The sequence below is a fragment of the Mesorhizobium sp. P2_C7 genome (assembly GCF_056404515.1).
Window position 1 is genome coordinate 814,013 of the sequence record NZ_JBFUDW010000001.1, and the last position, 22,486, is coordinate 836,498.

21 protein-coding genes are annotated in these 22,486 nt (G+C 63.7%); 10 read left to right on the forward strand and 11 right to left on the reverse strand.

What is annotated here, in order from left to right; all coding sequences use genetic code 11:
* Nucleotides 1–69: 69 nt before the first annotated feature.
* Both pncB and gcvA read right to left on the reverse strand, forming a co-directional pair.
* Complete coding sequence (gene pncB, locus AC1D2G_RS03890; RefSeq protein WP_477412111.1) at nucleotides 70–1,374, reverse strand: nicotinate phosphoribosyltransferase; 1,305 nt, start codon at nucleotides 1,372–1,374, stop codon at nucleotides 70–72.
* A 159-nt stretch (nucleotides 1,375–1,533) separates the two neighbouring features.
* Nucleotides 1,534–2,508, reverse strand: a complete 975-nt coding sequence (gene gcvA, locus AC1D2G_RS03895) for a transcriptional regulator GcvA (protein ID WP_457150842.1) — start codon at nucleotides 2,506–2,508, stop codon at nucleotides 1,534–1,536.
* Between the two features lie 262 nt (nucleotides 2,509–2,770).
* Here gcvA and speB point away from each other — a divergent pair, with 262 nt between their 5' ends.
* The 10 genes from speB to AC1D2G_RS03945 all read left to right on the forward strand — a co-directional run bounded on the left by speB (nucleotide 2,771) and on the right by AC1D2G_RS03945 (nucleotide 11,880).
* A complete protein-coding gene (gene speB / locus AC1D2G_RS03900; protein WP_457150841.1) occupies nucleotides 2,771–3,832 on the forward strand; it encodes an agmatinase in 1,062 nt (353 codons plus the stop codon).
* A 79-nt stretch (nucleotides 3,833–3,911) separates the two neighbouring features.
* Nucleotides 3,912–4,721 carry a transporter substrate-binding domain-containing protein gene (locus AC1D2G_RS03905; RefSeq protein ID WP_477412113.1) on the forward strand — a complete coding sequence of 270 codons (810 nt, stop codon included), beginning with the start codon at nucleotides 3,912–3,914 and terminating at the stop codon, nucleotides 4,719–4,721.
* 6 nt (nucleotides 4,722–4,727) lie between these two features.
* Nucleotides 4,728–5,384, forward strand: coding sequence for an amino acid ABC transporter permease (locus tag AC1D2G_RS03910; RefSeq protein WP_457150839.1), 657 nt, complete (start codon nucleotides 4,728–4,730; stop codon nucleotides 5,382–5,384).
* Complete coding sequence (locus AC1D2G_RS03915; protein WP_457150838.1) at nucleotides 5,381–6,025, forward strand: amino acid ABC transporter permease; 645 nt, start codon at nucleotides 5,381–5,383, stop codon at nucleotides 6,023–6,025. The genes AC1D2G_RS03910 and AC1D2G_RS03915 overlap by 4 nt, the downstream gene beginning before the upstream one ends.
* A 73-nt stretch (nucleotides 6,026–6,098) precedes the next feature.
* A complete protein-coding gene (locus AC1D2G_RS03920; RefSeq protein WP_477412115.1) occupies nucleotides 6,099–7,187 on the forward strand; it encodes an ABC transporter substrate-binding protein in 1,089 nt (362 codons plus the stop codon).
* A gap of 195 nt (nucleotides 7,188–7,382) precedes the next feature.
* Nucleotides 7,383–8,420, forward strand: a complete 1,038-nt coding sequence (locus AC1D2G_RS03925; protein ID WP_184873001.1) for an ABC transporter ATP-binding protein — start codon at nucleotides 7,383–7,385, stop codon at nucleotides 8,418–8,420.
* On the forward strand, nucleotides 8,417–9,271 hold the full coding sequence (locus AC1D2G_RS03930) for an ABC transporter permease (RefSeq protein WP_477412117.1): 855 nt from the start codon (nucleotides 8,417–8,419) through the stop codon (nucleotides 9,269–9,271). The genes AC1D2G_RS03925 and AC1D2G_RS03930 overlap by 4 nt, the downstream gene beginning before the upstream one ends.
* Nucleotides 9,268–10,071: an ABC transporter permease gene (locus tag AC1D2G_RS03935; RefSeq protein ID WP_477412119.1), complete on the forward strand. Its 804-nt coding sequence runs from the start codon at nucleotides 9,268–9,270 to the stop codon at nucleotides 10,069–10,071. The genes AC1D2G_RS03930 and AC1D2G_RS03935 overlap by 4 nt, the downstream gene beginning before the upstream one ends.
* Nucleotides 10,072–10,219: 148 nt before the next feature.
* Nucleotides 10,220–11,206 carry a methyltransferase gene (locus AC1D2G_RS03940; RefSeq protein ID WP_477412121.1) on the forward strand — a complete coding sequence of 329 codons (987 nt, stop codon included), beginning with the start codon at nucleotides 10,220–10,222 and terminating at the stop codon, nucleotides 11,204–11,206.
* Nucleotides 11,207–11,310: 104 nt separating this feature from the next.
* Complete coding sequence (locus AC1D2G_RS03945) at nucleotides 11,311–11,880, forward strand: GNAT family N-acetyltransferase (protein WP_477412123.1); 570 nt, start codon at nucleotides 11,311–11,313, stop codon at nucleotides 11,878–11,880.
* A 93-nt stretch (nucleotides 11,881–11,973) separates the two neighbouring features.
* Here AC1D2G_RS03945 and AC1D2G_RS03950 read toward each other — a convergent pair whose 3' ends face one another.
* From AC1D2G_RS03950 to AC1D2G_RS03990, 9 genes are all read right to left on the reverse strand, one after another.
* Nucleotides 11,974–13,377, reverse strand: a complete 1,404-nt coding sequence (locus AC1D2G_RS03950; protein WP_477412125.1) for an MATE family efflux transporter — start codon at nucleotides 13,375–13,377, stop codon at nucleotides 11,974–11,976.
* A 167-nt stretch (nucleotides 13,378–13,544) separates the two neighbouring features.
* Nucleotides 13,545–15,131 carry an FGGY-family carbohydrate kinase gene (locus tag AC1D2G_RS03955; protein WP_477412445.1) on the reverse strand — a complete coding sequence of 529 codons (1,587 nt, stop codon included), beginning with the start codon at nucleotides 15,129–15,131 and terminating at the stop codon, nucleotides 13,545–13,547.
* Entirely contained in the window at nucleotides 15,125–15,808 is a 684-nt protein-coding gene (locus AC1D2G_RS03960) for an HAD family hydrolase (RefSeq protein ID WP_477412127.1), read from the reverse strand. Before AC1D2G_RS03960 ends, AC1D2G_RS03955 begins: the two co-directional genes overlap by 7 nt.
* Nucleotides 15,809–15,822: 14 nt before the next feature.
* On the reverse strand, nucleotides 15,823–17,301 hold the full coding sequence (locus tag AC1D2G_RS03965) for a mannitol dehydrogenase family protein (protein ID WP_477412129.1): 1,479 nt from the start codon (nucleotides 17,299–17,301) through the stop codon (nucleotides 15,823–15,825).
* A gap of 86 nt (nucleotides 17,302–17,387) precedes the next feature.
* On the reverse strand, nucleotides 17,388–18,158 hold the full coding sequence (locus AC1D2G_RS03970) for an L-iditol 2-dehydrogenase (protein WP_477412447.1): 771 nt from the start codon (nucleotides 18,156–18,158) through the stop codon (nucleotides 17,388–17,390).
* A gap of 2 nt (nucleotides 18,159–18,160) precedes the next feature.
* A complete protein-coding gene (locus tag AC1D2G_RS03975) occupies nucleotides 18,161–19,159 on the reverse strand; it encodes an ABC transporter ATP-binding protein (protein ID WP_477412131.1) in 999 nt (332 codons plus the stop codon).
* A 51-nt stretch (nucleotides 19,160–19,210) separates the two neighbouring features.
* Complete coding sequence (locus AC1D2G_RS03980) at nucleotides 19,211–20,035, reverse strand: carbohydrate ABC transporter permease (RefSeq protein WP_095083370.1); 825 nt, start codon at nucleotides 20,033–20,035, stop codon at nucleotides 19,211–19,213.
* Between the two features lie 11 nt (nucleotides 20,036–20,046).
* Nucleotides 20,047–20,919 carry a carbohydrate ABC transporter permease gene (locus AC1D2G_RS03985; protein WP_477225021.1) on the reverse strand — a complete coding sequence of 291 codons (873 nt, stop codon included), beginning with the start codon at nucleotides 20,917–20,919 and terminating at the stop codon, nucleotides 20,047–20,049.
* A gap of 122 nt (nucleotides 20,920–21,041) precedes the next feature.
* Nucleotides 21,042–22,352 (reverse strand): ABC transporter substrate-binding protein, encoded by a 1,311-nt coding sequence (locus AC1D2G_RS03990; RefSeq protein ID WP_477393067.1) that lies wholly within the window; start codon nucleotides 22,350–22,352, stop codon nucleotides 21,042–21,044.
* Nucleotides 22,353–22,486 lie beyond the last annotated feature (134 nt).

Genomic DNA, 22,486 nt, shown 5'->3' on the forward strand with positions numbered 1-22,486 from the left:
TGTCCGGCAGGACAGAGGGGGGTGGGAGGGAATGCGACCGGGCGGTCATGTCATTCAACCCATCACCCCTCACACCTTGACCAATTGCTCCACGCGGTCCTTCTGACCGAAGATGCGCAAATAACGCTCGATCTCTTTCTCGTCGCCGGTCGCCTTGGCCGGGTTGTCGGAAAGCTTGACCGCCGGCCTTCCATTGGCCTCGGTGACCTTGCAGACCAGCGATATGGCGTCCAGGCTGTTGGTTTCGGTCGGCGCGCAGCCTTCGAAATCATTGGTGAGGTTGGTGCCCCAGCCGAACGACATGCGCACCTTGCCCCTGAAATGGCGGTAGGTCTCCTCGATCGTTTCGACCTCGAGCCCGTCGGAGAAGATCAGCAGTTTCTGCCGGGGATCCTTGCCCCTGTCGCGCCACCAGGACAGGATTTTCTCGCCGCCCTCAATGGGCGGAGCGCTGTCGGGGCGGAAGCCGGTCCAGTCGGCCACCCAATCCGGCGCGTCGCGCAGGAACGACGCCGTCCCGAAGGCATCCGGCAGCACAATCAGCAGATTGCCGCCATAATAGCGCTGCCAGTCCTGCAGCACCTTGTAGGGCGACTGTTTCAGCTCTTTTTCCGAATTGGCGAGTGCGGCGAACACCATCGGCAGTTCGTGCGCGTTGGTGCCGAGTGCTTCGAGGTCGTTGTCCATGGCCAAAAGCACATTGGAGGTGCCGGTGAAAGCTTCGCCGATACCTTCCTTCAACGCCTCGACGCACCAGCGCTGCCACAGGAAGGAATGGCGCCGGCGCGTGCCGAAGTCCGAAATGCGGATGCCGGGCAGCGCCTTCAGCCGTTCGGTCTTGGCCCACATCTTGGCCTTGGCGCGGGCATAGAGCACATCGAGCGCGAAGGGGCCGTACGCCCGCATGGCCGCTCGGGAGCGGAGCTCATTGATGATCGCGAGCGCCGGGATCTCCCACAACGTGGTGTACATCCACGGCCCGCTGAAGGTGAGCTCATACTGGCCGTCGCGCTTCGACAGTTCGTATTCCGGCAGCCTGAAATTCTCCAGCCAGGCGAGGAATTCCGGCTCGAAGATCTGCTTGCGGCCGTAGAAATTGTTGCCGCCGAGCCAGATCATCTCCTTCTTGCTGAAGCGCAAGGTGCGGGCATGGTCGAGCTGTTCGCGCAGTTCGCCCTCGTCGATCTCGTCGGCCAGCCCCACGGAGGTGGTGCGGTTGATCAGCGAGAAGGTGGTGTCGACCTTGGGGTACATGCCCCAGATCATCTGCAACATCAAAAGCTTGTAGAAGTCCGTGTCGAGCAGGCTGCGCACGATCGGGTCGAGCTTCCAGGTGTGGTTGTAGACACGCCGCGCAATATCGGTCCTAGCCATGTTTCAACACCGCCTTCGCTGCCTGCTACCCACAACCGCGACAGGCCTCATAGCATCGAATTGGCCAAAACGCTGCCCGGTTTCAGGGCTGGCCCGACAAAAAGAAAACCCTGCATGCGACCGGACACGATCGGCCGGCACCGCCGCCGCCAGCCGGTGTCAGCTCCCGGTTCTGCCGCCGATGACCCTGAGCGCCGGACGCTTGCGGCGGGTGACGACGCGGCCCGCCACCGGCGCATCGGCGCGGCCGTCATCCTGTGCCTTCTCGGCAAACAGCCAGTCGATGAACAGCTGCACGATCGGCGTCGACTTCATCTCGTTGCGACAGACGACATAGAAATCGTCGATCGCCGGCACTGACAAGCTGAACGGCGCCACCAGCATGCCCCTGGCCAGCAGCGAACTGGCCGTCACCGAATCGCCCAGCGCCACGCCATGGCCGTGGACCGCAGCCTCAACCGCCATGCGTGCATCGCCCAGATGATGACGGCGGCCGCGCTCCAGATCCAACGCATCGGCGGCCGCCAGCCAGGTGTGCCATTCGCGGCCGTCATCGCCATGCAGGAAGACATGGTCGGCGAGATCCCTGACGCTGCGGATCGGACGGTTGTTGATCAACGTCGGGCTCACCACGGGAAACAGTTCGAGCCCCGACCATTTGCGCATCCAGCAATCGGTCCAGCTGCCGTCGCCGTAATGCACGCAGACATCGATCTGCGGCGCGCGGATATCCTTGGCGTCGTTGGAAGGGATCAGCGTCAGCCTGATGTCAGGATATTGCGCCATGAAACTGCCGAGCCGCGGCGTCATCCACAGCAAGAGCAATGCGGGCACGCAGGAGACGGAGAGCGTGCCGCTGCTCGCCGGCCTTGTCATGCGCTGCGTGGCGGCGGCTATGCCGTCGAAGGCGCTCGAGACCGCCGGCAGCAGCTCGGCACCATGCGGCGTCAGTTTGACCCGCTGGCCGGCGCGCTCGAAAAGCTTGACGCCGAGCGACTGCTCGAGCGCCTTGATCTGGTGGCTGATGGCGCCATGCGTGACATTCAGCTCACTCGCCGCCTTGGTCAGCGAGCCATGGCGGGCGGTTGCCTCGAAGGCGCGCAGCGGATTCAGCGGTGGCAGGCGCTTGGCCATGGGCATCCATTGAAGCACGATCCCGAAAAATGGAGGCCGGTTTTCGGATGAGATCGTGCTCAGAGTTAATTGTGAGATTTTCTCACAGCCAACACCCTAACAATATCAATTGATTTTTCAATGCGGCTGCCAGACACTTTGGCTCGGAACAGCATCAAGACGTGAAATCTGCAGGCAGCCAGCGGGACAACGACCCGGCCGGATGACGGTCGCTTCGCCACGGTCACCGGCGGCCGCCCTGCATCAGGCAGGAGGAGCGGACATGGGTTACGATCGCGGCAAGCTCGACGCGTTGCGTCGCAAATATGGCGAGAGCCATGGCGGCGAGATGTTCGACCCGAAGTTCCGGCGCGTCGCCGACAAGATTTTTTCCAAATCCGGCACCCGGCTGGCGCCCTATTCCGGCATCCCCACCTTCCTCGCCGCGCCCTACCGCGAAATAGCGGCCGACAATCCGGATTTCGGCGACCTGCAGGTGGCGATGATCGGCGTGCCGATGGACCTCGGCGTCACCAACCGGCCGGGCTCGCGCTTCGGGCCAAGGGCGCTGCGCGCCATCGAACGCATCGGCCCCTACAATCACGTGCTGGAATGCGCCCCGACGCATGAACTTCGGGTCGCCGACATCGGCGACACGCCGTTCCGCAGCCGCTACCGGCTCGAGATCAGCCATGAGGATATCGAGCGCCGCACCAACCAGATCGTCGATGCCGGCGTCATCCCGTTGTCGGTCGGCGGCGACCATTCGATCAGCCATCCGATCCTGAAGGCGGTCGGCAAGAAAGCCCCGGTCGGCCTGATCCATATCGACGCCCATTGCGACACCAGTGGCCTGTTCGACATGACCAAGTTCCACCACGGCGGACCGTTCCGCAACGCGGTGCTCGACGGCGTCCTCGATCCGACGCGCACGATCCAGATCGGCATTCGTGGCTCGGCCGAATATCTGTGGGAGTTCACCTACGAGTCCGGCATGACCGTCGTGCATGCCGAGGAGGTGACCGGTCTCGGCATCCCCGCCATCATCGAGAAGGCGCGCAAGATCGTCGGCGACGGGCCGACCTATGTCTCCTTCGACATCGACAGCGTCGATCCGGCCTTCGCGCCCGGCACCGGCACGCCGGAGGTCGGCGGCCTGACGACGCGCGAAGTGCTCGAACTGCTGCGCGGCCTGAAGGGCCTCAACATCGTCGGCGGCGACGTCGTCGAGGTGGCGCCGCAATACGACGCGACCACCAACACGGCGCACGCCGGCGCCCAGGTTCTGTTCGAAATCCTGAGCCTGATGGTGTTCAGCCCGGCGATCACAGGCAAGGGAGCCTGACGTTTAGATGACAAAGTCGGCCGCCGCGCTGGAGCCGGCGGCCGACCCAGACAAACAAAGCTTCCAGAGGGGAATAAAAATGACGATCCGTATCACGCTCAAATCATCCATCGCCGCCGTGCTGATGCTTGGCACCGCAAGCCTTGGCCTCGGCACGCAAGCCGCCAATGCCGACGCGCTGGCGGACATCACCAAGGCCGGCACGATCAATGTCGGCGTCTTCGCCGATTTTCCGCCCTTCTCTTCGGCGAGTGCCGACATGAGCCTCAAGGGCTATGACATGGATGTCGCGCAATACATTGCCGACACGTTGAAGGTGAAGCTCAATCCCGTCGCCGTCACCGGCCAGAACCGCATTCCGTATCTGAACGACCATCGCGTCGACCTCTTGATGAGCGTCGGCTATTCGAAGGAGCGTGAGCAGGTGATCGACTTCGCCGCTGCTTACGCGCCCTACTACATCGCCGTGATCGGTCCGGCGGCGCTGACGGTCAAAGGCAAGGAAGACCTTGCCGACAAGTCGATCGCCGTCAACCGAGGCACGCTCGAAGACACCTCGCTCACCGAAGCGGCTCCGGCGTCGGCCGACATCAAGCGTTTCGACAACTACAATTCGGTGATCCAGGCCTTCATTTCCGGCCAGACGCAGCTGATGGTCGTCGGCAACGATGTCGGCGCGCAGGTGCTGGCCAAGCAGGACGCGCTGAAGCCGGAGCAGAAGTTCCAGCTTCTGACCTCGCCTTCGCACATCGGTCTCAACAAGAACGAAGACAGCTTGAAGAAGGCGGTCAACGACGCCATCGCCAAGATGCTGGCGGACGGCAAGCTGGACGCAAGCTCGCAGGCCTGGCTGAAGACGCCGCTCAACCCCGACAACCTCAAGGATTGAGGTCCGGTGGCCTTTGCCTGGCTTCCAGGGGCTGCGGGTGACATCGCGCGCGGAGCGGTCACGACGATCCTGTTGATCGCCGTGACCACGCTGGCGGGGACGTTCCTCAGTATCCTGGGTGCCGCGGGACGGCGAAACGGCCCCGTGCTGCTCAAGCGGGCGATTGCCGCCTATGTCGAGGTGATGCGCAACACGCCGTTCCTGGTGCAGCTGTTCTTCATCTTCTTCGGGCTGCCCAGTCTCGGTATCAGGCTCGATCCGGTGCTGGCCGCCATCCTGGCGATGACGCTCAACATGGCGGCCTATACGATCGAGATTGTCGGCGCCGGACTTGACGCCGTGCCGCCCGGACAGACCGAAGCAGCCCTTGCGCTGGGCTTGAGGCCACGCCAGGTGTTCATCAAGATCGTGCTGCCACAGGCGCTCAAGGTGATCTATCCGGCGCTGACCAGCCAGATCGTCATCATGATGCTGGAGTCCGCCGTGGTGTCGCAGATCGCGGTGCGCGAGCTTACCTACGAGGCCGACATGCTGCAGGCACGCACGTTCCGGTCCTTCGAGACCTATCTTGTCGTGACGCTGGTTTATCTCGTCCTGTCGATGGCCTTGCGCCGGCTGTTGGTCACGGGCGGACGCCGCGTCCTGGGGGCTGGCGTGTCATGATCGAATTCACCTTCTGGGACATCGTGCGCAACCTTTTGCTCGCCGCCCGCTGGACGGTGCTGCTGTCACTGGCCGCCTTCGTGGGCGGCGGCGTTGTCGGCATGGTCGTGCTGTTCTTCAGGATCGCCAAGAACAAATGGAGCCGGCGCATTGCCTCCGGCTATATAGCGCTGTTCCAGGGGACGCCGCTGTTGATGCAGCTGTTCCTGATGTTCTTCGGTCTGCCGATGCTAGGCCTGCGCATCGAGCCGTGGACGGCGGCGGTGCTCGGCCTGACCTTCTTCGCCAGTGCCTATCTGGCCGAGATCTGGCGCAGCGGCGTCGACGCGCTGCCGCGTGGCCAGTGGGATGCCGGCGCCAGCCTTGGCCTGCACTATCTGCAGGAGCTGAGGCTGATCATCCTGCCGCAGGCGTTTTCGATCACCCGCGCGCCGACGGTCGGGTTTCTGGTGCAGCTCATCAAGTCGACGGCGCTCACCTCGATCATCGGCTTCGAGGAGCTGGTGCGGACCTCCAACGCCATCAACAATGCGACCTTCGAACCCTTCAAGGTCTACGGGCTGGTGGCGCTGATCTTTTTCGTCATGTGTTTTCCACTGACGCAATACGCGCGTTCGCTCGAACGACGCGCCGCCCACTGAGCCGCAAGAAGACGGCGGGCAACGGATTCAAGGGAACCAGCCGGAGATCCGGCACAAACAGAGGAGAGACCAGATGAACAGATTGATCGCAACACAAGTCAGCCGGCGCAGCGTGCTTGGCGCTGGCCTGGCGACGGCCGGCGTGCTCGCCATGCCGTCGATCCTGCGGGCGCAGGACAAGTCGCTCAAGGTCGGCGTCTATGGCGGCTACTTCAAGAAATCCTTCGACGAGCACGTCTTCCCCGACTTCACCAAGGCCACCGGCATCGCGGTAGAATCGGTTGCCGAGCCGACCGGCGAGGCGTGGCTGGTGCAGCTCGAACAGGCGGCCAAGGCGGGCCAGGCGCCGGCCGATCTTTCGATGATGTCGCAGACCTCGACGCTCAAGGGCCAGTCGACCGAACTGTGGACGCCGCTCGACACCTCGAAGTTCAAGCATTACGGCGATCTCTTGCCGCGCTTCATCAACAAATATCCGGATGGCCGCGTTGCCGGCATCGGTGCGGTGGCCTGGTGGATCACGCTGGTCTCCAACACCGATGTCTACAAGGAGGCGCCGACCACTTGGGCGGCATTCTGGGACAAGGCGAACGAGGACAAGCTCGGCCTGCTGGCGCTCGCCTCCAACTCGTTCCTGCTCGAAGTGACGGCCAAGACCTTCATGGGCGGCACCAATGCCCTCGACACCGAGGAAGGGCTGAACAAGGCGTTCGAGAAGCTTGCCGAGGTCAAGCCGAATGTGCGCCTCTGGTATCGCGACGAGGCGCAGTTCGAACAGGCGCTGAAGTCGGGCGAAATCCCGATGGGCCAGTATTATCACGACGTCACCGGCCTCGCGATCGCCGACGGCTTCCATGTCCGCACCACCTTCCCAAAGGAGGGCGGCATCCAGGACTCCGGCAATTGGGTCCTGTCGCGCGCCTCGACCAAGGTCGACGAGGCGCATGCCTTCATCGACTATATGAGCCAGCCGTCGATGCAGGGCGTGATGTCGCGCAAGGTCGGCACCACGCCGACGCTGAAGAAGGAGGTGCTCGACCTGACGCCGGCCGAGTTCGCATCGGTGTCGTCGGAGATCGAGCCGATCATTCCGCGCTACGACCTCTATACGTCCAAGGCCGACTGGATCAACCAGAAGTGGACTGAGCTGATCGTCGGTTGAGCCGGCAACAGCTCGCCCGACATCGAAGCGCTCCTCATGACGGGTCGCTTCGCGAACCACCTCTCCCATTGCGATGGGAGAGGATATGCTACGCGCCGAAATCGCGGCGCCTCTCCTCTTGCGACCGAGGAGAGGCTGCCGCGAAAACGAGGCGGCGAGGAACCATTCCATATCCTCCGGTTAACAGGATCAGCCATGTCCGGACTTGATATCAACGCCATCACCAAGGCCTTCGGCAATTTCATCGCGGTCGACAATGTTCGGCTCAACGTGCCGCACGGCACCTTCGTCTGCCTGCTTGGACCATCCGGCTGCGGCAAGACCACGCTGCTGCGCATGATCGCCGGGCTGGAGGAGCCGACCAGCGGCGCCATCGTGCTCGACGGCGAGGACATCACGCCGCTGCCGACCCACAAGCGCAATCTCGGCATGGTGTTCCAGTCGCTGGCGCTGTTTCCGCATCTTTCGGTCGGCGACAACATCGCCTACGCCCTGCGCATCCGCGGCGCTTCGAAGGAAGAGCAGAAGAAGCGCGTCGACGAATTGCTGACGCTGATCCATCTGCCCGGCTTTGCCGACCGGCCGGTGGCGAAGCTTTCCGGCGGCCAGCGCCAGCGCGTGGCGATCGCCCGTGCGCTGGCACTGTCGCCGAAGCTGTTCCTGCTCGACGAGCCGCTTTCGGCGCTCGACGCCAAACTGCGCGAGGCCATGCAGGTGGAACTGCGCCAGCTGCAGCAGCGGCTGGGCATCACCACCATCGTCGTCACCCACGACCAGCGCGAGGCGATGACCATGGCCGACCTGGTCGTGGTCATGGGCCACGGCAGGATCCTGCAGGCGGCACCGCCGATCGAGATCTACCGCAAGCCGGCCGACGCCTTCGTCGCCGATTTCATCGGCATCACCAACCTTCTGCCGGCGGAGGTCGACAGCGCCGGACGCACCACCATCCTCGGCACCGCCATTCCGGGCCTCGCCATGCCGGCCGGCGTCACCAAGGCCTCTGTGTCGATCCGTCCCGAAGACGTGCATTTGGGCGAACCTGGCGGCCGCGCCATCACCGGCCAGGTGACGTTCGTGCGCGATCTCGGCGGCACCATCGAGACCTTCGTCGAGGTCGGCAGCACCAGCATCATCGCGGTGGCGACGCCGCGCGAAAGACCCAACGTCTCGGTCGGCGCAAAGGTCGGCGTCACGCTGCCGCCCGAGAGCTGCGTGGTGCTCGGCTCATGAGACGCGAAGCCCCGAAATCATTCGCCGACTATACGCCGCTGCTGTTTCCCGGGCTGATGCTCGTGGTGTTCTTCGTCGTGCCGTTTTCGACGATGATCGCGGTCAGCTTCTTCAAGCGCAATCCGGCCGGTTTCTACACGCCCGATTTCGTCATCGACAACTATGCGCGGTTCCTGACCACCTTCTTCGCCGGCGTGCTCGGCTTTTCGCTGATGCTGGCGGTGCTGGTCGCCGTCTGCTGCGTTTCGATCGCCTTTCCGTTCACCTATCTGCTGACCAAGCGCTCGCGCCGCGTGCAGACGCTGTGGCTGGTCGGCCTGTTGTCGGTGCTGTCGCTGTCGGAAGTCATCATCGGCTTTGCCTGGTCGACGCTGTTTTCGCAGACCGCCGGCATCACCAACCTCTTCGTCGCGCTCGGGCTGATGGACAAGCCGGTGGCGCTGCTGCCGACCTTCGGCGCGGTGCTGGCCGGCATGATCTACCAGGCGCTGCCCTATACCATCCTGGTGCTCTATCCGGCTCTGATCCGCCTCGACCCGACGCTGCTCGAGGCCGCCCGCACGCTTGGCGCCTCGCCGGTCAAAGCCTTCTTCAACGTCGTCACGCCGGCGCTGCGCAACACCATCGTGGCGACGCTGATCATGGTCTTCGTCTTCGCGCTCGGCTCCTATCTGCTGCCGCAGATCCTCGGCCGGCCACGCCACTGGACGCTGTCGGTGCTGATCACCGACCAGGCGATCTACCAGTCCAACATGCCGTTCGCAGCCGCCATGGCGGTCTTCCTGGTGCTGATCTCGCTGGCGCTGGTTGGGCTGACGCTGCTCGTCGGCCGCAGGGAGAACGCACTATGACCGCCACCTTCCTTCGCCGGCTCTATTTCACCATCGTGGCTTTGTTCCTGGCCGCGCCGCTGATCGTCGTCGCCGGCGTCTCGGTCAACGCGCGGCAGGAACTGACGTTCCCGCCGAAAGGCTTCTCGCTCGCCTGGTATGGTCAGATCTTCGCCGATCCGGAATGGCGGCTGGCGCTGGTCCATTCGGTGACGCTCGCCGTTTGCTCGGCGGCGATCGCGGTCGCTATCGCGCTGCCGCTCGCCTGGTTCCTGTGGCGGCGCATCGCGCCCTGGGCAAATATTTTTCAGGTGCTCGGGCTCGCGCCTTTCATCCTGCCGCCGGTCATCACCGCGCTCGGCTTCCTCACCTTCTGGGCCACGGTCGGGCTGTTCGGCCAGTTCTTCACCGCCATCATCAGCCACGCCATTTTCTTTGTGACGCTGCCGCTGGTGACCCTGTCGCTGGGCTTCGCCTCGATCGACCGCTCGCTGGTCGAGGCCGCCGCGACCATGGGTGCCGACGACCGCACGGTGCTGAAGACGGTGGTGCTGCCGCTGATCCTGCCCTACCTCGTCTCCGGCTACGCCTTCGCCTTCGTGCTGTCGCTCAACGAATACATCGTCGCCTACATGACGATCGGGTTCACCACCGAGACGCTGCCGATCAAGATATTCAACGCGCTGCGCTACGGCTACACGCCGACCATGGCGTCGGTGTCGGTGTTCTTCGTCGCGGTGGCAGCCCTGGTGTTCGGGGCGATCGCCAAGTTCGGAGACATCCGCAGGCTGCTCGGCGCGATGTCGTCCGAAGGCAACTGACCGGACCTGTGCGAAAACGAAAACGGCCGCCGATTTGCCAGTGCCGTGACGTCATCGCGTCGGTCGCTCGAAATAATGATCTTGTCTTCACTTTCCGGAGAGTGGAGTTCTAATCTTAGCCGGTCCTGGATCGCGGAGGGGATGCGACATGGTGGATTCTGATCGGATCGACAAGATGATCAAAGCGGTGCCCCCCGCCTTGGCGCTTCGAGCCGGGCTGGACCTTGGCATCTTCACCCGGCTCGGTGGCAGCGCGATGACCGCTGACAGCCTCGGGGCCGCGCTCAAAGTCGAGCCCGATCGCCTGTCGCGACTCCTCTACGCGCTCGCCAGCATCGGTTTCCTCGAAGTCGAGGATGGCCAATTTCGCAACGGAGCCGAAGCGTCGGCCTTCCTCGACGCGTCCAAGCCGACCTATCGCGTCGGCGATCATGCGCTCCTGCGCGAGCTCTGGGGAGCCGATCTGCTGACCGCAGAGTCGCTGCGACAGAACCGGCCGGCTGCGCTGCACGATTTTTCCGAAGCAGGCCCCGAGGAAGCGGCGGCCTTCAGCCGCATGCTCGCACCGGGGGCGGTGATTTTCGGCCGACTTCTGGCCCAGGAGATGGACCTCTCGGCGATCGGTTCGGTGATTGACATCGGTGGGGGCCCAGGGACCATTCTCGTCGGACTTCGCGAGCGGTGGCCGCAGATTGCGGCAACGCTGATGGAACTCCCAACGGTCGCAGCGGTCGCGCCAGATATCCTGTCAGAATATGGTGCCGACGACGTGGTCGTCGAAGAGGGGGACATAACTGTCGCGCCATCGGTCGGTCGGCACGATCTGGCGATCCTGAAGGCCGTCGTCCAGGTCCTGCCGCCGGACCAGGCGCGCAGTTCGATCCTGAACGCGGCGCGTTGCCTCACACCGGGCGGCGAGATCGCAATTGCGGGGTGGGGTGTCGTCGATGACGACCGCCTCGGCCCGCGTGAGGGTGTCTTTCTGAATCTCACCTTCTTGAACCTCTATCGCAACGGCGAATCGTACACTGAAGGTCAGTATCGAGCGTGGATGACCGAGGCTGGATTCCGCGATATCTCCAGGTCGCGCCTGACGGACGGCTGCACCTTGTTTCGTGCGCGCCTTGCGGGCTGATTGTTGCTGGATGCCTGGTTTCGGACGCGGGGGCAGGCGCCCATGCGCACACGGCAGTATGCCCGGCCGTTGCATCGGCGCCGCCTCATGTCGAAAATGCCCCCATGGAAGCAGTCCGATTTCCCAGTCTCTCGACACCAAGGCTCGTGCTTCGGGCGCCGAGCGAACGGGATATCCCGGCATGGTTTGCGCGCGCGACGGATGTCGAATCCGCCTCCCTTGCCGGCGATCCCGTCCCCGACGACATAAGCGCAGGCGAACGATGGCTCGCCCGTTCGCGTCAGCGGTTCGCTGACGGCAAGGCGATCAAGTGGTCCATAGACCAGGTAGGGGTATCGGACGCGATCGGGACGATAAGCCTGTCCTTCGGCGCAACCGACGCCAAGGCAGCGGCATTGGGATTTGTGCTGGCGCGTGCGCATTGGGGGCACGGATTGGGCAGCGAGGCAGCGCGCGAAGTCCTCCGCTACGCCTTTGAAACTCTGGCGCTTGAACGGGTGACGGCCGAGGCGGCGGCGCGCAATTTCGCGTCGCTGCGGATATTGGCGAAGCTCGGCTTCAAACATATCGAGAGCTTCATCGATGAGTCCGACGGCGAGCGCTGCGAGCGTTTTACGCTCGACGGAGACATCGGATCATCACGGTTGGCGAGCAACGCGATGCCGGACTGCTAATGCATTCGTCGCCTCGGTGCCAAGCGTCGGCTCATGGCGCTTGACGACGTTTCGCGGGCCGTCGTTTGACGAGCCACGATGTTAGGTTTTGGCTCAGTGCCCAAACGCCAATGGCGCCGCCAGGCGGTCCCGGCGCAGCCAACGCGCCAGCAGCAGCGCCGCCACCACGGCCAGCCCCGACGACAGGCCGATCCAGATGCCGACGCCATGGAGGCCGAAATGGAAGGCGAGCAGCACGCCGAGCGGCAGGCCGATGCCCCAATAGCCGATCGCGGCGTAGATCATCGGCACCTTGGTGTCGTGCAGGCCGCGCAGCATGCCGGCGGCAACCGCCTGCGCGCCGTCGAAGATCTGGAACAGGGCTGCGAAGACCAGGAACGACACGGCAAGCGCGATCACCCTGGCATTGGCCGGGTTGGCGAGATCGATGAAGGCGCTGATCAGGAGATGCGGCCACAGGATCATCACCAGCCCCATCAGCGCCATGAACGAAACGCCGATGACAAAGGCCGTCCAGCCGGCGCGGGAAACCCCTTCCGGATTGCCGGCGCCATGCGCAAGCCCGACGCGCACCGTCACCGCCTGGTTGAGGCCGAGCGGCACCATGAAGCTGATCGAGGCGATCTGGATGGCGATCGCATGCGCGGCTAATGAATCGGCGTCGATCAGGCCCATCAGCAGTGCCGCGGCGTTGAAGATGGTCACCTCGAAGGCCAGGATACCGGCAATCGGCATGCCGAGCCGCAACAGCCCCTTGAAGCGCGGCCAGTCGGACCGCCAGAAGCGCCCGAACAGGCGGTAGCGCCGGAACTTCTTCTCCAGCATCACCACCACAGCCATGCCGACGAACATCAGCGTGCTGGACAGCGTCGTCGCAAGCCCTGAGCCGGCAATCCCCATCGATGGCACGCCGAGATTGCCGAACATGAACACCCAGTTGAAGAGGGCGTTGCAGGCGACGGCGACGAAGACGATGATCAGCGCCCAGCCCGGCCGCTCCAGCGCCGAGATGAACGAGCGCAGCACGATATAGCCGTAGAAAGGCAGCACCGCCCATTCGAGCCAGCGCAGATAGATGCCGGCCTGATGCGCCAGCGCGGGTTCCTGGCCCATCGCCAGCAGAATGGCCTCGCCGTGCCAAAGCACCAGCCAGATCGGGATCGAGATCAGGATCGCCAGCCACAGGCCCTGGCGCACGGTGCGGCGCAGGTCGCGCACCGAATGGCGGCGGCGGCCAAGCTCGGTGGCAATCATCGGCGACGTCGCCAGCATCAGGCCGAGCCCGAAGATCAGCGGCATGAAATAGAGGTTGGCGCCAAGCGCGCCGCTGGCCAGCGTGTCCGCCCCCAGGCGACCCATCATCATGACGTCGGTGGCCGTCATGGCGGTCTGGCCGAGATTGGTCAGCACCATCGGCCAGGCGAGCGCCAGCGTCGCCCTGATTTCCTGACGCCAAAGATTTTCCGGCGCGCGAGCGCCGGCTTCGATCGCAGACATTGTTCCGCTCTTTCCAGGTACGGCGCGTCGGCAAGGAGCCGGAAGCCGCATTTCAAACGGCAAAACCTTCGGTTTCGCAGCGTTTGCGTCAGCTTTTGGACGAAACGCGACATGAAGGCAAGAGAGGAGGGGTCGGAACAGATTGAGCCAGCGATCGGCTCGCGTTCCTACCGGATCGCGTCCAGCATCTGCCGCTGCCGGTGCATTTCGAGGAAAACCCTGTAATCGCGGTCGAAACGCCCGGCCGATTTCGGGTTCGACGCACGCGTCCTGCCGCCCTGCTGCATGGCAAGGCAGGCAGCGTTGAGGTCGGGGAAAATCCCGGCCGCGGTGGCGGCGACCATGCCGGTGCCGAGCAGCACCGCTTCGTCGGCCAGCGGCTCGACCACCGTGCAGCCGGTGGCGTCGGCATAGAGCTCCATCAAGAGCGGGTTCTTGGTGTGGCCGCCGGTGACATGCAGCGTGTCGATCAGGTAGCCGTTTTCGTTCAGCGCCTCCAGCACATGCCGCACGCCCAGCGCAATGCCGACAGCGGTGCGCCAGTAGAGCTTGCACAGGCTGTCGAAGGAGGAGTCCAGCGTCAGCCCGCTGACCACGCCGACGGCGTGCGGATCGGCGAGCGGCGAACGGTTGCCGTGGAAGTCCGGCAGCACATGCAGCCGTGCCGCGAGCGCCTCGCCCTCGGCGGTGCGCAGTTCGGCGACACGCCTGGCGATCTTGGCATGCATGGCGGCGTCCGGCTCGCCGCCGGCGCCGTGCCAGCGGATGATATGGTCGAGCAAGGCGCCGGTGGCGGACTGCCCGCCCTCCGAGAGCCACAGCTTCGGCAACGCCGCGCCGTAGTACGGGCCCCAGACCCCGGCGAAGGGTTGTGGATCGGGCGACATCGCCATGACGCAGCTCGACGTGCCGGCGATCAGCGCCAGGTGCCGGCCGATGTCCTGTTCGTCGCCGGCAAACCCGCCGAGCACGCCAAGCGCGCCGGCATAGGCATCGATGACGCCGGCGCCGACCGGGCATTTCTGCGTGAGGCCGAGATCCGCCGCCGCTTGCGCCGTCAGCGGGCCGATATCGGTGCCCACCGGACTGGCCCTCTCGGGCAGGTTTCCGTGCTCGAAAAGATCGTCGAGGCCGACGAGCTCGAAGAAATCGCGGCGCCAGCCAGTCTCCTCATGCGCCAGATAAGTCCATTTGGCGGTCAGCGTGCATTGTGAACGAGCCAGGGATCCGGTCGCCTGCCAGGTCAGGAAGTCGGTCAGGTCGAATAGATAGCCGGCTTCATTCCAGATCTTCGGCAGGTGACGTTTCAGCCACATCAGCTTCGGTGTCGCCATTTCCGGTGACATGACGCCGCCGACATAGTCGAGCACGGCGTGGCCGCTGGCCGTGCATTCGTCGGCCTCGGCGATGGCGCGGTGGTCGAGCCAGACAATGGTGTCCCAACGCCTGTCGCCGGTGACCGAGACGCTGAGCTGGTCGCCTTGCCGATCGCGCACCACCAGTGAACAGGTGGCGTCGAAGGAGATGCCGACGACATCTTCGGCGGCGACGCCGGCTTTCTCGCGCGCCGCACGCACGGCGATGCAGACGGCCGACCAGATATCGCGCGAATCATGCTCGGCGTGATCGGGCTTCGGCTGGTTCATGGCGATCGGCCGCTCGGCACGGCCGAGCAAGGTGCCGCTGGTGTCGAGAATGCCCGCGCGAGCGCTCCCGGTGCCGACATCGACCGCGCAAACGAACTGTTTCAAGATGCTCTTACTCTCGCTCCCAGGCCTGCAATCAGATCGGGCAATTGCAGCATGTCAGCGAATATAAAGTCCGGTTCACTCGACGCAAGCCGCGCTTGCAAGCTCGGGTTGCCGGCATGCGAGCCGCCGGTGAAGGCGAAGACGCGCATGCCCGCCGCCTGCGCCGCCGCGATGCCGGCAGGGCTGTCCTCGACGACGAGGCATCTGCGCGGATGGGCTCGCATGCTGGCGGCGGCATGGAGGAACAGATCTGGCGCCGGCTTTCCCATAGTCACCATAGCGGCGCTGAACAGGTGCGGCTCCATCAGCCCGAGCAATCCGGTGACGTCGAGCGCGTAGCGGATGCGGTCGAGCGTGCCTGAGGACGCGACACAGAACGGCAGCCCGAGCCTCGGCAGCATCTCCTTGACACCAGGGATCGGCTTCAGCTCCTCGCGAAACCTGCGCATCAATTCGACGCGCATGTCGGTGAGTTGACTGTCGGTGATCTCAAGCCCGAAGTCGCGGCCGAGGATCTCGCGCACGCTTTTCATGCTCTTGCCGAGGAAATGCTCGTAGGCGACATCCTCGCCGATGCTGCCACCGGCAAGCCGGATCATGCCAAGCAGCGCCGAGACGGAGAGCGCCTCGCTGTCGACGAGCACGCCATCGCAGTCGAAGATGACCAGTTCAGGCGTCATGGCGCCGAATGGTCTCAGAGCGCGCCGGCGAGGTAGCGCGTCAGCGTCGCGCGCGTGCCGTTCGCCCACAGCACGTTGAGCGCATGGGCAAAGGCCTCGACAAACGCCGTGGCGCGGCCGACATCGCCATAGATGTCCTCCATGGCAAGCCAGGCGGCCGGCGCGTCCTTTGCCGCCCTTGCCGTCGCCTGCAGCCGGTCCCAGCTCGGGTCGTTGGCCTCGATGACGGCGCCGCTGTCCGTCGTGCCGAAGCAGTAGCGGCACCACAGGGCCGATTCCAGCGCCAGGCCGGCGACACCCTTGCCGGCCTTCAGCCGGTCGGCAATGGTCGGGATGATGAATTTGGGCTGGCGGTTGGAGCCGTCGAGGCAGAGCCGGCGCACCGTATCCCCGATCTTCGGATTGGAAAAACGGCTCTCGATGAGCTGGTAATAGTCCTCCAGGACCGTGTCCGGTACCGGCGGCACGGTCGGAATGATCTCTTCCCGTTCGAGCTTGGCCAGAAAGCCGCTGACCAGTGGTTCCTGCATCGCCTCATGGACGAAATGGATGTCCATCAGCCCGGCCGGATAGGCGATGGTGGCATGGCCGCCATTGAGGATACGGATCTTCATCAGCTCGTAGGGCGCGACGTCCTTGACGAACTGTACGCCGACCTTTTCCAGCGGCGGCCGGCCGTCGGTGAAATGGTCTTCCAGCACCCATTGCCGGAACGGCTCGCAGAACACCGGCCAGTTGTCCTCCAGCCCGAACTCGCTGGCCAGGATGCCGCGTTCGCGATCCGTGGTGGCCGGCGTGATGCGATCGACCATGCCATTGGGAAAGGCGACATGCTCGCTGACCCAGTTTGCCAGATCCTCGTCGATTAGCCGGGCAAGGCCGATGACGCCATCGGAGGTGACGTGGCCATTGTGGGGAATGTTGTCGCAGGACATGACGGTGAACGGCACGACGCCGTCATCGCGCCGGCGGACCAGCCCGGCGAGGATGATGCCGAACACCGTCTTCGGCGTGGCGCCCGGCTGCGCGTCGGCGACGATGTCGGGATGGGTCGGGTTGAAGACGCCGGAAGCCGGGTCGATGAAGTAGCCGCCTTCGGTGATAGTCAGCGAAACGATCTTGATCGCCGGGTCGGCGAGCCGTTCGATGATGCCCGCCGCATCGCCCGGCATCAGGAAGTCGATCATGACGCCGGTGACGCGGGCACTCATATGGCCGCTATCCTGTTCGACCACGGTGGTCAGCCAGTCCTGCTCCTCCAGTTTGCCGCGGCTGATCTTCTCGCCCTCGAACACGCCGGCGCCGACCAGCGCCCACTCATGGCCGATTCCCGAATTGAACAAATCGTCGAGATAGACGGCCTGATGCGAGCGGTGGAAATTGCCGACGCCGAAATGGACGATGCCGGGCTTGAGCGCCGCGCGGTCGTATTTGGGACCGGCAACCTTGGCGGGCAGCTTGGCGAGGTTGGAAGACGAGAGTTTCACGGTCATCTGTTTTACCCTTTGGCCGGCTTCGGCCTTCGTTTGTCGGCCTCTGCTCCCCGCGGAGGGACGAGGAGCAGAGACCACCCCCGCCCTCAACTCATCCACTGGCCGCCATCGACATTGTAGGTCTGGGCGACGATGTATTCGGCATCGCTGCTGGCGAGAAAGACCGCCATGCCGGTGAGGTCCTGCGCCGTGCCCATGCGGCCATACGGCACCGCCTCGCCAACCAGCCTCTTCTTCTCGCCCTTCGGCCGGTTTTCATACTTGGCAAACAGCGAATCGACGTGATCCCAGTGCTCGCCGTCGACGACCCCAGGGGCAATCGCGTTGACGTTGATGCGGTGCTTGATCAGGTCGAGCCCCGCCGACTGGGTCAGCGAGATGACAGCGGCCTTGGTGGCGCAATAGACGCCGACCAGCGCCTCGCCGCGCCGCCCGGCCTGGCTCGCCATGTTGATGATCCTGCCGCCCTTGCCCCGCGCGATCATCGAGCGGCTTGCTGCCTGCAGCATGAACAGCGTGCCGGCGACGTTGACGGAAAACAGTTTGTCGTAGCTTGCCTTGGTGATCTCGACGATCGGCGCCAGATCGAACAGGGCGGCATTGTTGATCAGGATGTCGAGGCCACCGGTCGTCGTCTCTACGGTTTTCACCGCCGCCTCGATGGAGGCGAGGTCGGTGACGTCGAGTTTGACGGCATAGGCCTTGCCGCCGATCTCGGCGGCTGTCTTCTGTGCAGCCTCGAGATTGATGTCGGCAATGGCAACGGTGGCGCCTTCGCCGGCATAGGCTTCGGCGAAGGCTCTGCCGATGCCACGGGCCGAACCCGTGATCAGCGCGGATTTGCCGGCCAGGCGCATGCTCACATCGCCTTCCCGTCGGCGCCGAAGCGATGCAGCTTGGCCTTGTCGGGCGTCAGGTAGATGGTGTCGCCGTGATGGACGGCGAGTTCGCCGTCGGCGCGCACCGTCAGCGGACCGACGCCGTCGGCCTGGACATGCAGGAAGGTGTCGGAGCCGAGATGCTCGGCAACGCCGACTATGGCTTTCCATTCGCCCGCCGTGGTCGAGATCTCCATGTGCTCGGGACGGATGCCGATGGTCCTGGCGCTGTATTTGGCCGCTGGCGCCCCTTCGATCAGGTTCATCTTCGGCGAGCCGATGAAGCCCGCGACGAACAGGTTGCGCGGCGTCTTGTAGAGCTCCATCGGCGAGCCGACCTGCTCGATGTTGCCGGCGTTCAGCACGACGATCTTGTCGGCCATGGTCATGGCTTCGACCTGGTCGTGGGTGACGTAGATCATCGTCGTCTTGAGCTGATGATGCAGCTCGCTGATCTCCAGCCGCATCGTGCCGCGGAGCGCGGCATCGAGGTTGGACAGCGGTTCGTCGAACAGGAAGGCCGAGGGCTGGCGCACGATGGCACGGCCGATGGCGACGCGCTGGCGCTGGCCGCCAGAGAGCTGGCCGGGCCGGCGTTCGAGATAGTTGGTGAGGTTCAGGACGCGCGCCGCATCCTTTACCTTCTTGTCGATGGTCGCCTGGTCTTCGCCCGCCATCTTCAGCGGGAAGGCGATGTTCTTGGCCACCGTCATGTGCGGATAGAGCGCGTAGGACTGGAACACCATGGCCAGCTTGCGCTTGGCCGGCGCTTCACCGGTGACATCGCGGCCATCGATGTTGATGGTGCCGCCGCTGGTGTCCTCCAGCCCGGCGATCAGGCGCAGCAGCGTGGACTTGCCGCAACCCGACGGGCCGACGAAGACGACGAACTCGCCATTTTCGATCACCAGGTCGAGGCCGGGGATGATGATCGTCGATCCAAAATGCTTGGAGACGTTCTTGAGCGTGATGTTTCCCATGGTTTCCTCCCCGAGGGCTTATTTCTGCCGGATTGCGTCAGGCAATTTCTGTTACTTCACCGCACCAAATGTCAGGCCGCGCACCAGCTGCTTCTGACTGAACCAGCCCATGATCAGGATTGGGGCGATGGCCAGCGTCGAGGCGGCCGAAAGCTTGGCCCAGAACAGGCCTTGCGGGCTGGAGAACGAACTGATGAAGGCGGTCAGGGGTGCGGCGTCCGTGGTGGTCAGCCGGATCGTCCAGAACGCCTCGTTCCAGGCCAGGATGATGTTCAACAGCATGGTCGAGGCGATACCCGGCACCGCCATCGGCGTCAGCACATAGACGATCTCGTTCCACAGCGAAGCGCCGTCCATGCGCGCCGCTTCCAGGATCTCGCCCGGGATTTCGCGGAAGTAGGTGTAGAGCATCCACACCACGATCGGCAGGTTGATCAGCATCAGCATGACCATCAGGCCGACGCGGCTATCGAGCAGCCCGAAGTTGCGGAAGATCAGGTAGATCGGGAACAGCACGGCGACCGCCGGCATCATCTTGGTGGACAGCATCCACATCAGGATGTCCTTGGTCCGCTTGGTCGGCGAGAAAGCCATCGACCATGCCGCCGGAATGGCGACCAGCAGGGCCAGGATGGTCGAGCCGACCGAGAGCAGCACCGAGTTGAAGAAGAACTTGAAGTAGCCGCTCTGCGCCTGAACCTCGGTGTAACTCTCGAACGTTCCCGACGGGATCAGGTTGAAGCCCTGGATCGCTTCCTGCTCCGACTTGAACGAGGTGATGATCGTATAGAGGATCGGGAAGAAGATCAGCAGCGCGACGATCCAGGCGGCAACGGTCGCGATTGTCTTGTGCTGGGTGGTGACTGCACGTGCCATCTCAATCTCCCTTACTTGTCCAGGTTCTTGCCGACGGCGCGCATGGCGAAGAAGGCAACGATATTGGCGAGAATGACAGCGATGATGCCGCCGGCGGATGCCTGGCCGATTTTGAACTCCAGCAAGGCCTTCTGGTAGACCAGGAAGGGCAGGTTGGTGGAGGCGTATCCAGGGCCACCATTGGTGGTGACGAGGATCTCGGCATAGACCGACAAAAGGAAGATCGTCTGGATCAGGATGACGACGGTGATGGCGCGCGACATGTGCGGTAGCGTCAGGTAGATGAAGCGGCTGATGAAGCCGGCGCCGTCCATCTCGGCGGCCTCTTTCTGCTCACCGTCGAGCGACTGCAGCGCGGTCAACAGGATGAGCGTCGCGAAGGGCAGCCATTGCCAGGCGACGATGATGATGATCGCTGTCATCGGATGCTGCCCGAACCAGTCGATCGGCTGGGCGCCGAAGAAGCGCGCTATGTCGGCAAAAATCCCGTATTGCGGGTGCATGATCATGTTCTTCCAGACCAATGCGGCCACCGGCGGCATGACGAAGAACGGCGAGATGACGAGGATGCGGACAATGCCTTGTCCCCACATCGGCTGATCGATCAAAAGCGCCAGCAGGATGCCGCCGATCACCGTGATCAACAGCACGCTGATCACCAGCGTAAGCGTGTTGAGGATCGATTGCAGGAATGCCGGGTTGGAATAGAACAGCGCGTAGTTCGAGAAGCCGACGAACCCGTCGCGGATCGGGTTGAGCGGGTTGTACTGCTGGAAGGAAAACCACAGCGTGAGCGCCAGTGGAACAACCATCCAGACCAGCAGGAGCACGACAGATGGCGCCATCATGAAACGGGCAAGCGAACGGGTCTGCTGAGTAGCCATGACGGTCACCCTTCAATGGTCAGACTGAATTTTCAAAAGGCGTTAAAGGCGGCCGCCCGAACTGGGACTCGGGCGGCCGTTGCCGGTCAAGGAGGCGACCGGCATTCGGCACCGGGAGGAGCCTACTTGATATACCCGCCTTCGGTCATTGCCGCGGTGGCAGCGTCCTGGGCCTGCTTCAAGGCATCGTCGACGCTCGACTGGCCGGCAAGAGCCGCCGAGAAGAGCTGGCCGACAGTGGTGCCAAGTCCCTGGAATTCAGGGATGGCGACAAACTGCACGCCGACATAGGGCACCGGCTTGACGGTCGGATGCGTCGGATCGGCGGCATTGATCGAGTCCAGCGTCATCTTGGCGAACGGAGCCGCCTTCTGGTAGTCGGCATTGGCGTAGAGCGAGGAGCGCGTGCCGGGAGGAGCATTGGCCCAGCCTTCCTTCGAGGCGACCAGTTCGGCATAGTGCTTGCTGGTTGCCCAGGAGACGAACTTCTCGGCCGCATCTGCCTTCTGCGTGCCGGCCGGAATGGCCAGCGACCAGGCCCACAGCCAGTTGCCGCGCTTGCCCAGGCCATTGTCGGGCGCCAGCGCATAACCGACCTTGTCGGCGACGGTCGAGTTCTTCGGGTCCGATACGAAGGATGCGGCGACGGTGGCGTCGATCCACATGCCGCACTTGCCCTGCTGGAACAGCGCCAGGTTTTCATTGAAGCCGTTGGACGATGCGCCCTCAGGACCGTCGGCCTTCATCAGGTCGACATAGAACTGAAGGGTGTTCTTCCATTCGGGCTGGTCGAACTGCGGCTTCCAGTTCTCGTCGAACCAGCGTGCGCCAAAGGAGTTCGACATGGCGGTCAGGAAAGCCATGTTCTCGCCCCAGCCGGCCTTGCCGCGCAGGCAGACGCCGTTCACGCCATTGGCGCGGTCGGTCATCTTGTCGGCGGCCTGCTTGATGAAGTCCCAGGTCGGCGCGTCGGGCATCTTCAGCCCGGCCTTGTCCATCAGGTCCTTGCGGTACATGACGAAGGAGCTCTCGCCGTAGAAAGGCGCTGCATAGAGCTTGCCGTCAACCGAAAGACCGCCTGATATGGCCGGGATGATGTCCTTGGCGTCATAGTCGTCGCCGAGCTTGTCGAGCGGCAGAAGCCAGCTCTGCTTGGCCCAGATCGGAACTTCATAGGTGCCGATCGTCATCACGTCATACTGGCCGCCCTTGGTGGCGATGTCGGTGGTGACACGCTCGCGCAGCACATTTTCTTCGAGCGTGACCCAGTTGAGCTGGATGTCGGGGTTAGCCTTGGTGAAGTCTTCCGTCAGCTTTTGCATGCGGACCATATCGCCATTGTTGACGGTGGCGATGGTGATGGATTCGGCATGTGCGGCGAAGGCAAGAGCGCTGGCCGACAACAAGCCCAGGGTGAGCGTGCGAAGTTTCATCAAATTCCTCCCATGAACCAAGATGAGCATTTGCCTTGGCTTTGAGCAATTACTCACTTGGCGTTAATTATGTCAAGCCGGATTCGATGCTGCAGCGCAGCACCCGGCGGTGTCGACGGACCATGTGTGCGTGG

What these genes read in the sequence shown, in the direction of transcription:
- AC1D2G_RS03935 (WP_477412119.1), top strand. Translation starts at nt 9,268, where the DNA reads ATGACCGCCACCTTCCTTCGCCGGCTCTATTTCACCATCGTGGCTTTG.
- pncB (WP_477412111.1), bottom strand. Translation starts at nt 1,374, where the DNA reads ATGGCTAGGACCGATATTGCGCGGCGTGTCTACAACCACACCTGGAAG.
- speB (WP_457150841.1), top strand. Translation starts at nt 2,771, where the DNA reads ATGGGTTACGATCGCGGCAAGCTCGACGCGTTGCGTCGCAAATATGGC.
- AC1D2G_RS03950 (WP_477412125.1), bottom strand. Translation starts at nt 13,377, where the DNA reads ATGTCTGCGATCGAAGCCGGCGCTCGCGCGCCGGAAAATCTTTGGCGT.
- AC1D2G_RS03960 (WP_477412127.1), bottom strand. Translation starts at nt 15,808, where the DNA reads ATGACGCCTGAACTGGTCATCTTCGACTGCGATGGCGTGCTCGTCGAC.
- AC1D2G_RS03975 (WP_477412131.1), bottom strand. Translation starts at nt 19,159, where the DNA reads ATGGGAAACATCACGCTCAAGAACGTCTCCAAGCATTTTGGATCGACG.
- AC1D2G_RS03985 (WP_477225021.1), bottom strand. Translation starts at nt 20,919, where the DNA reads ATGGCTACTCAGCAGACCCGTTCGCTTGCCCGTTTCATGATGGCGCCA.
- gcvA (WP_457150842.1), bottom strand. Translation starts at nt 2,508, where the DNA reads ATGGCCAAGCGCCTGCCACCGCTGAATCCGCTGCGCGCCTTCGAGGCA.
- AC1D2G_RS03925 (WP_184873001.1), top strand. Translation starts at nt 7,383, where the DNA reads ATGTCCGGACTTGATATCAACGCCATCACCAAGGCCTTCGGCAATTTC.
- AC1D2G_RS03915 (WP_457150838.1), top strand. Translation starts at nt 5,381, where the DNA reads ATGATCGAATTCACCTTCTGGGACATCGTGCGCAACCTTTTGCTCGCC.
- AC1D2G_RS03990 (WP_477393067.1), bottom strand. Translation starts at nt 22,352, where the DNA reads ATGAAACTTCGCACGCTCACCCTGGGCTTGTTGTCGGCCAGCGCTCTT.
- AC1D2G_RS03980 (WP_095083370.1), bottom strand. Translation starts at nt 20,035, where the DNA reads ATGGCACGTGCAGTCACCACCCAGCACAAGACAATCGCGACCGTTGCC.
- AC1D2G_RS03940 (WP_477412121.1), top strand. Translation starts at nt 10,220, where the DNA reads ATGGTGGATTCTGATCGGATCGACAAGATGATCAAAGCGGTGCCCCCC.
- AC1D2G_RS03965 (WP_477412129.1), bottom strand. Translation starts at nt 17,301, where the DNA reads ATGACCGTGAAACTCTCGTCTTCCAACCTCGCCAAGCTGCCCGCCAAG.
- AC1D2G_RS03930 (WP_477412117.1), top strand. Translation starts at nt 8,417, where the DNA reads ATGAGACGCGAAGCCCCGAAATCATTCGCCGACTATACGCCGCTGCTG.
- AC1D2G_RS03920 (WP_477412115.1), top strand. Translation starts at nt 6,099, where the DNA reads ATGAACAGATTGATCGCAACACAAGTCAGCCGGCGCAGCGTGCTTGGC.
- AC1D2G_RS03970 (WP_477412447.1), bottom strand. Translation starts at nt 18,158, where the DNA reads ATGCGCCTGGCCGGCAAATCCGCGCTGATCACGGGTTCGGCCCGTGGC.
- AC1D2G_RS03945 (WP_477412123.1), top strand. Translation starts at nt 11,311, where the DNA reads ATGGAAGCAGTCCGATTTCCCAGTCTCTCGACACCAAGGCTCGTGCTT.
- AC1D2G_RS03905 (WP_477412113.1), top strand. Translation starts at nt 3,912, where the DNA reads ATGACGATCCGTATCACGCTCAAATCATCCATCGCCGCCGTGCTGATG.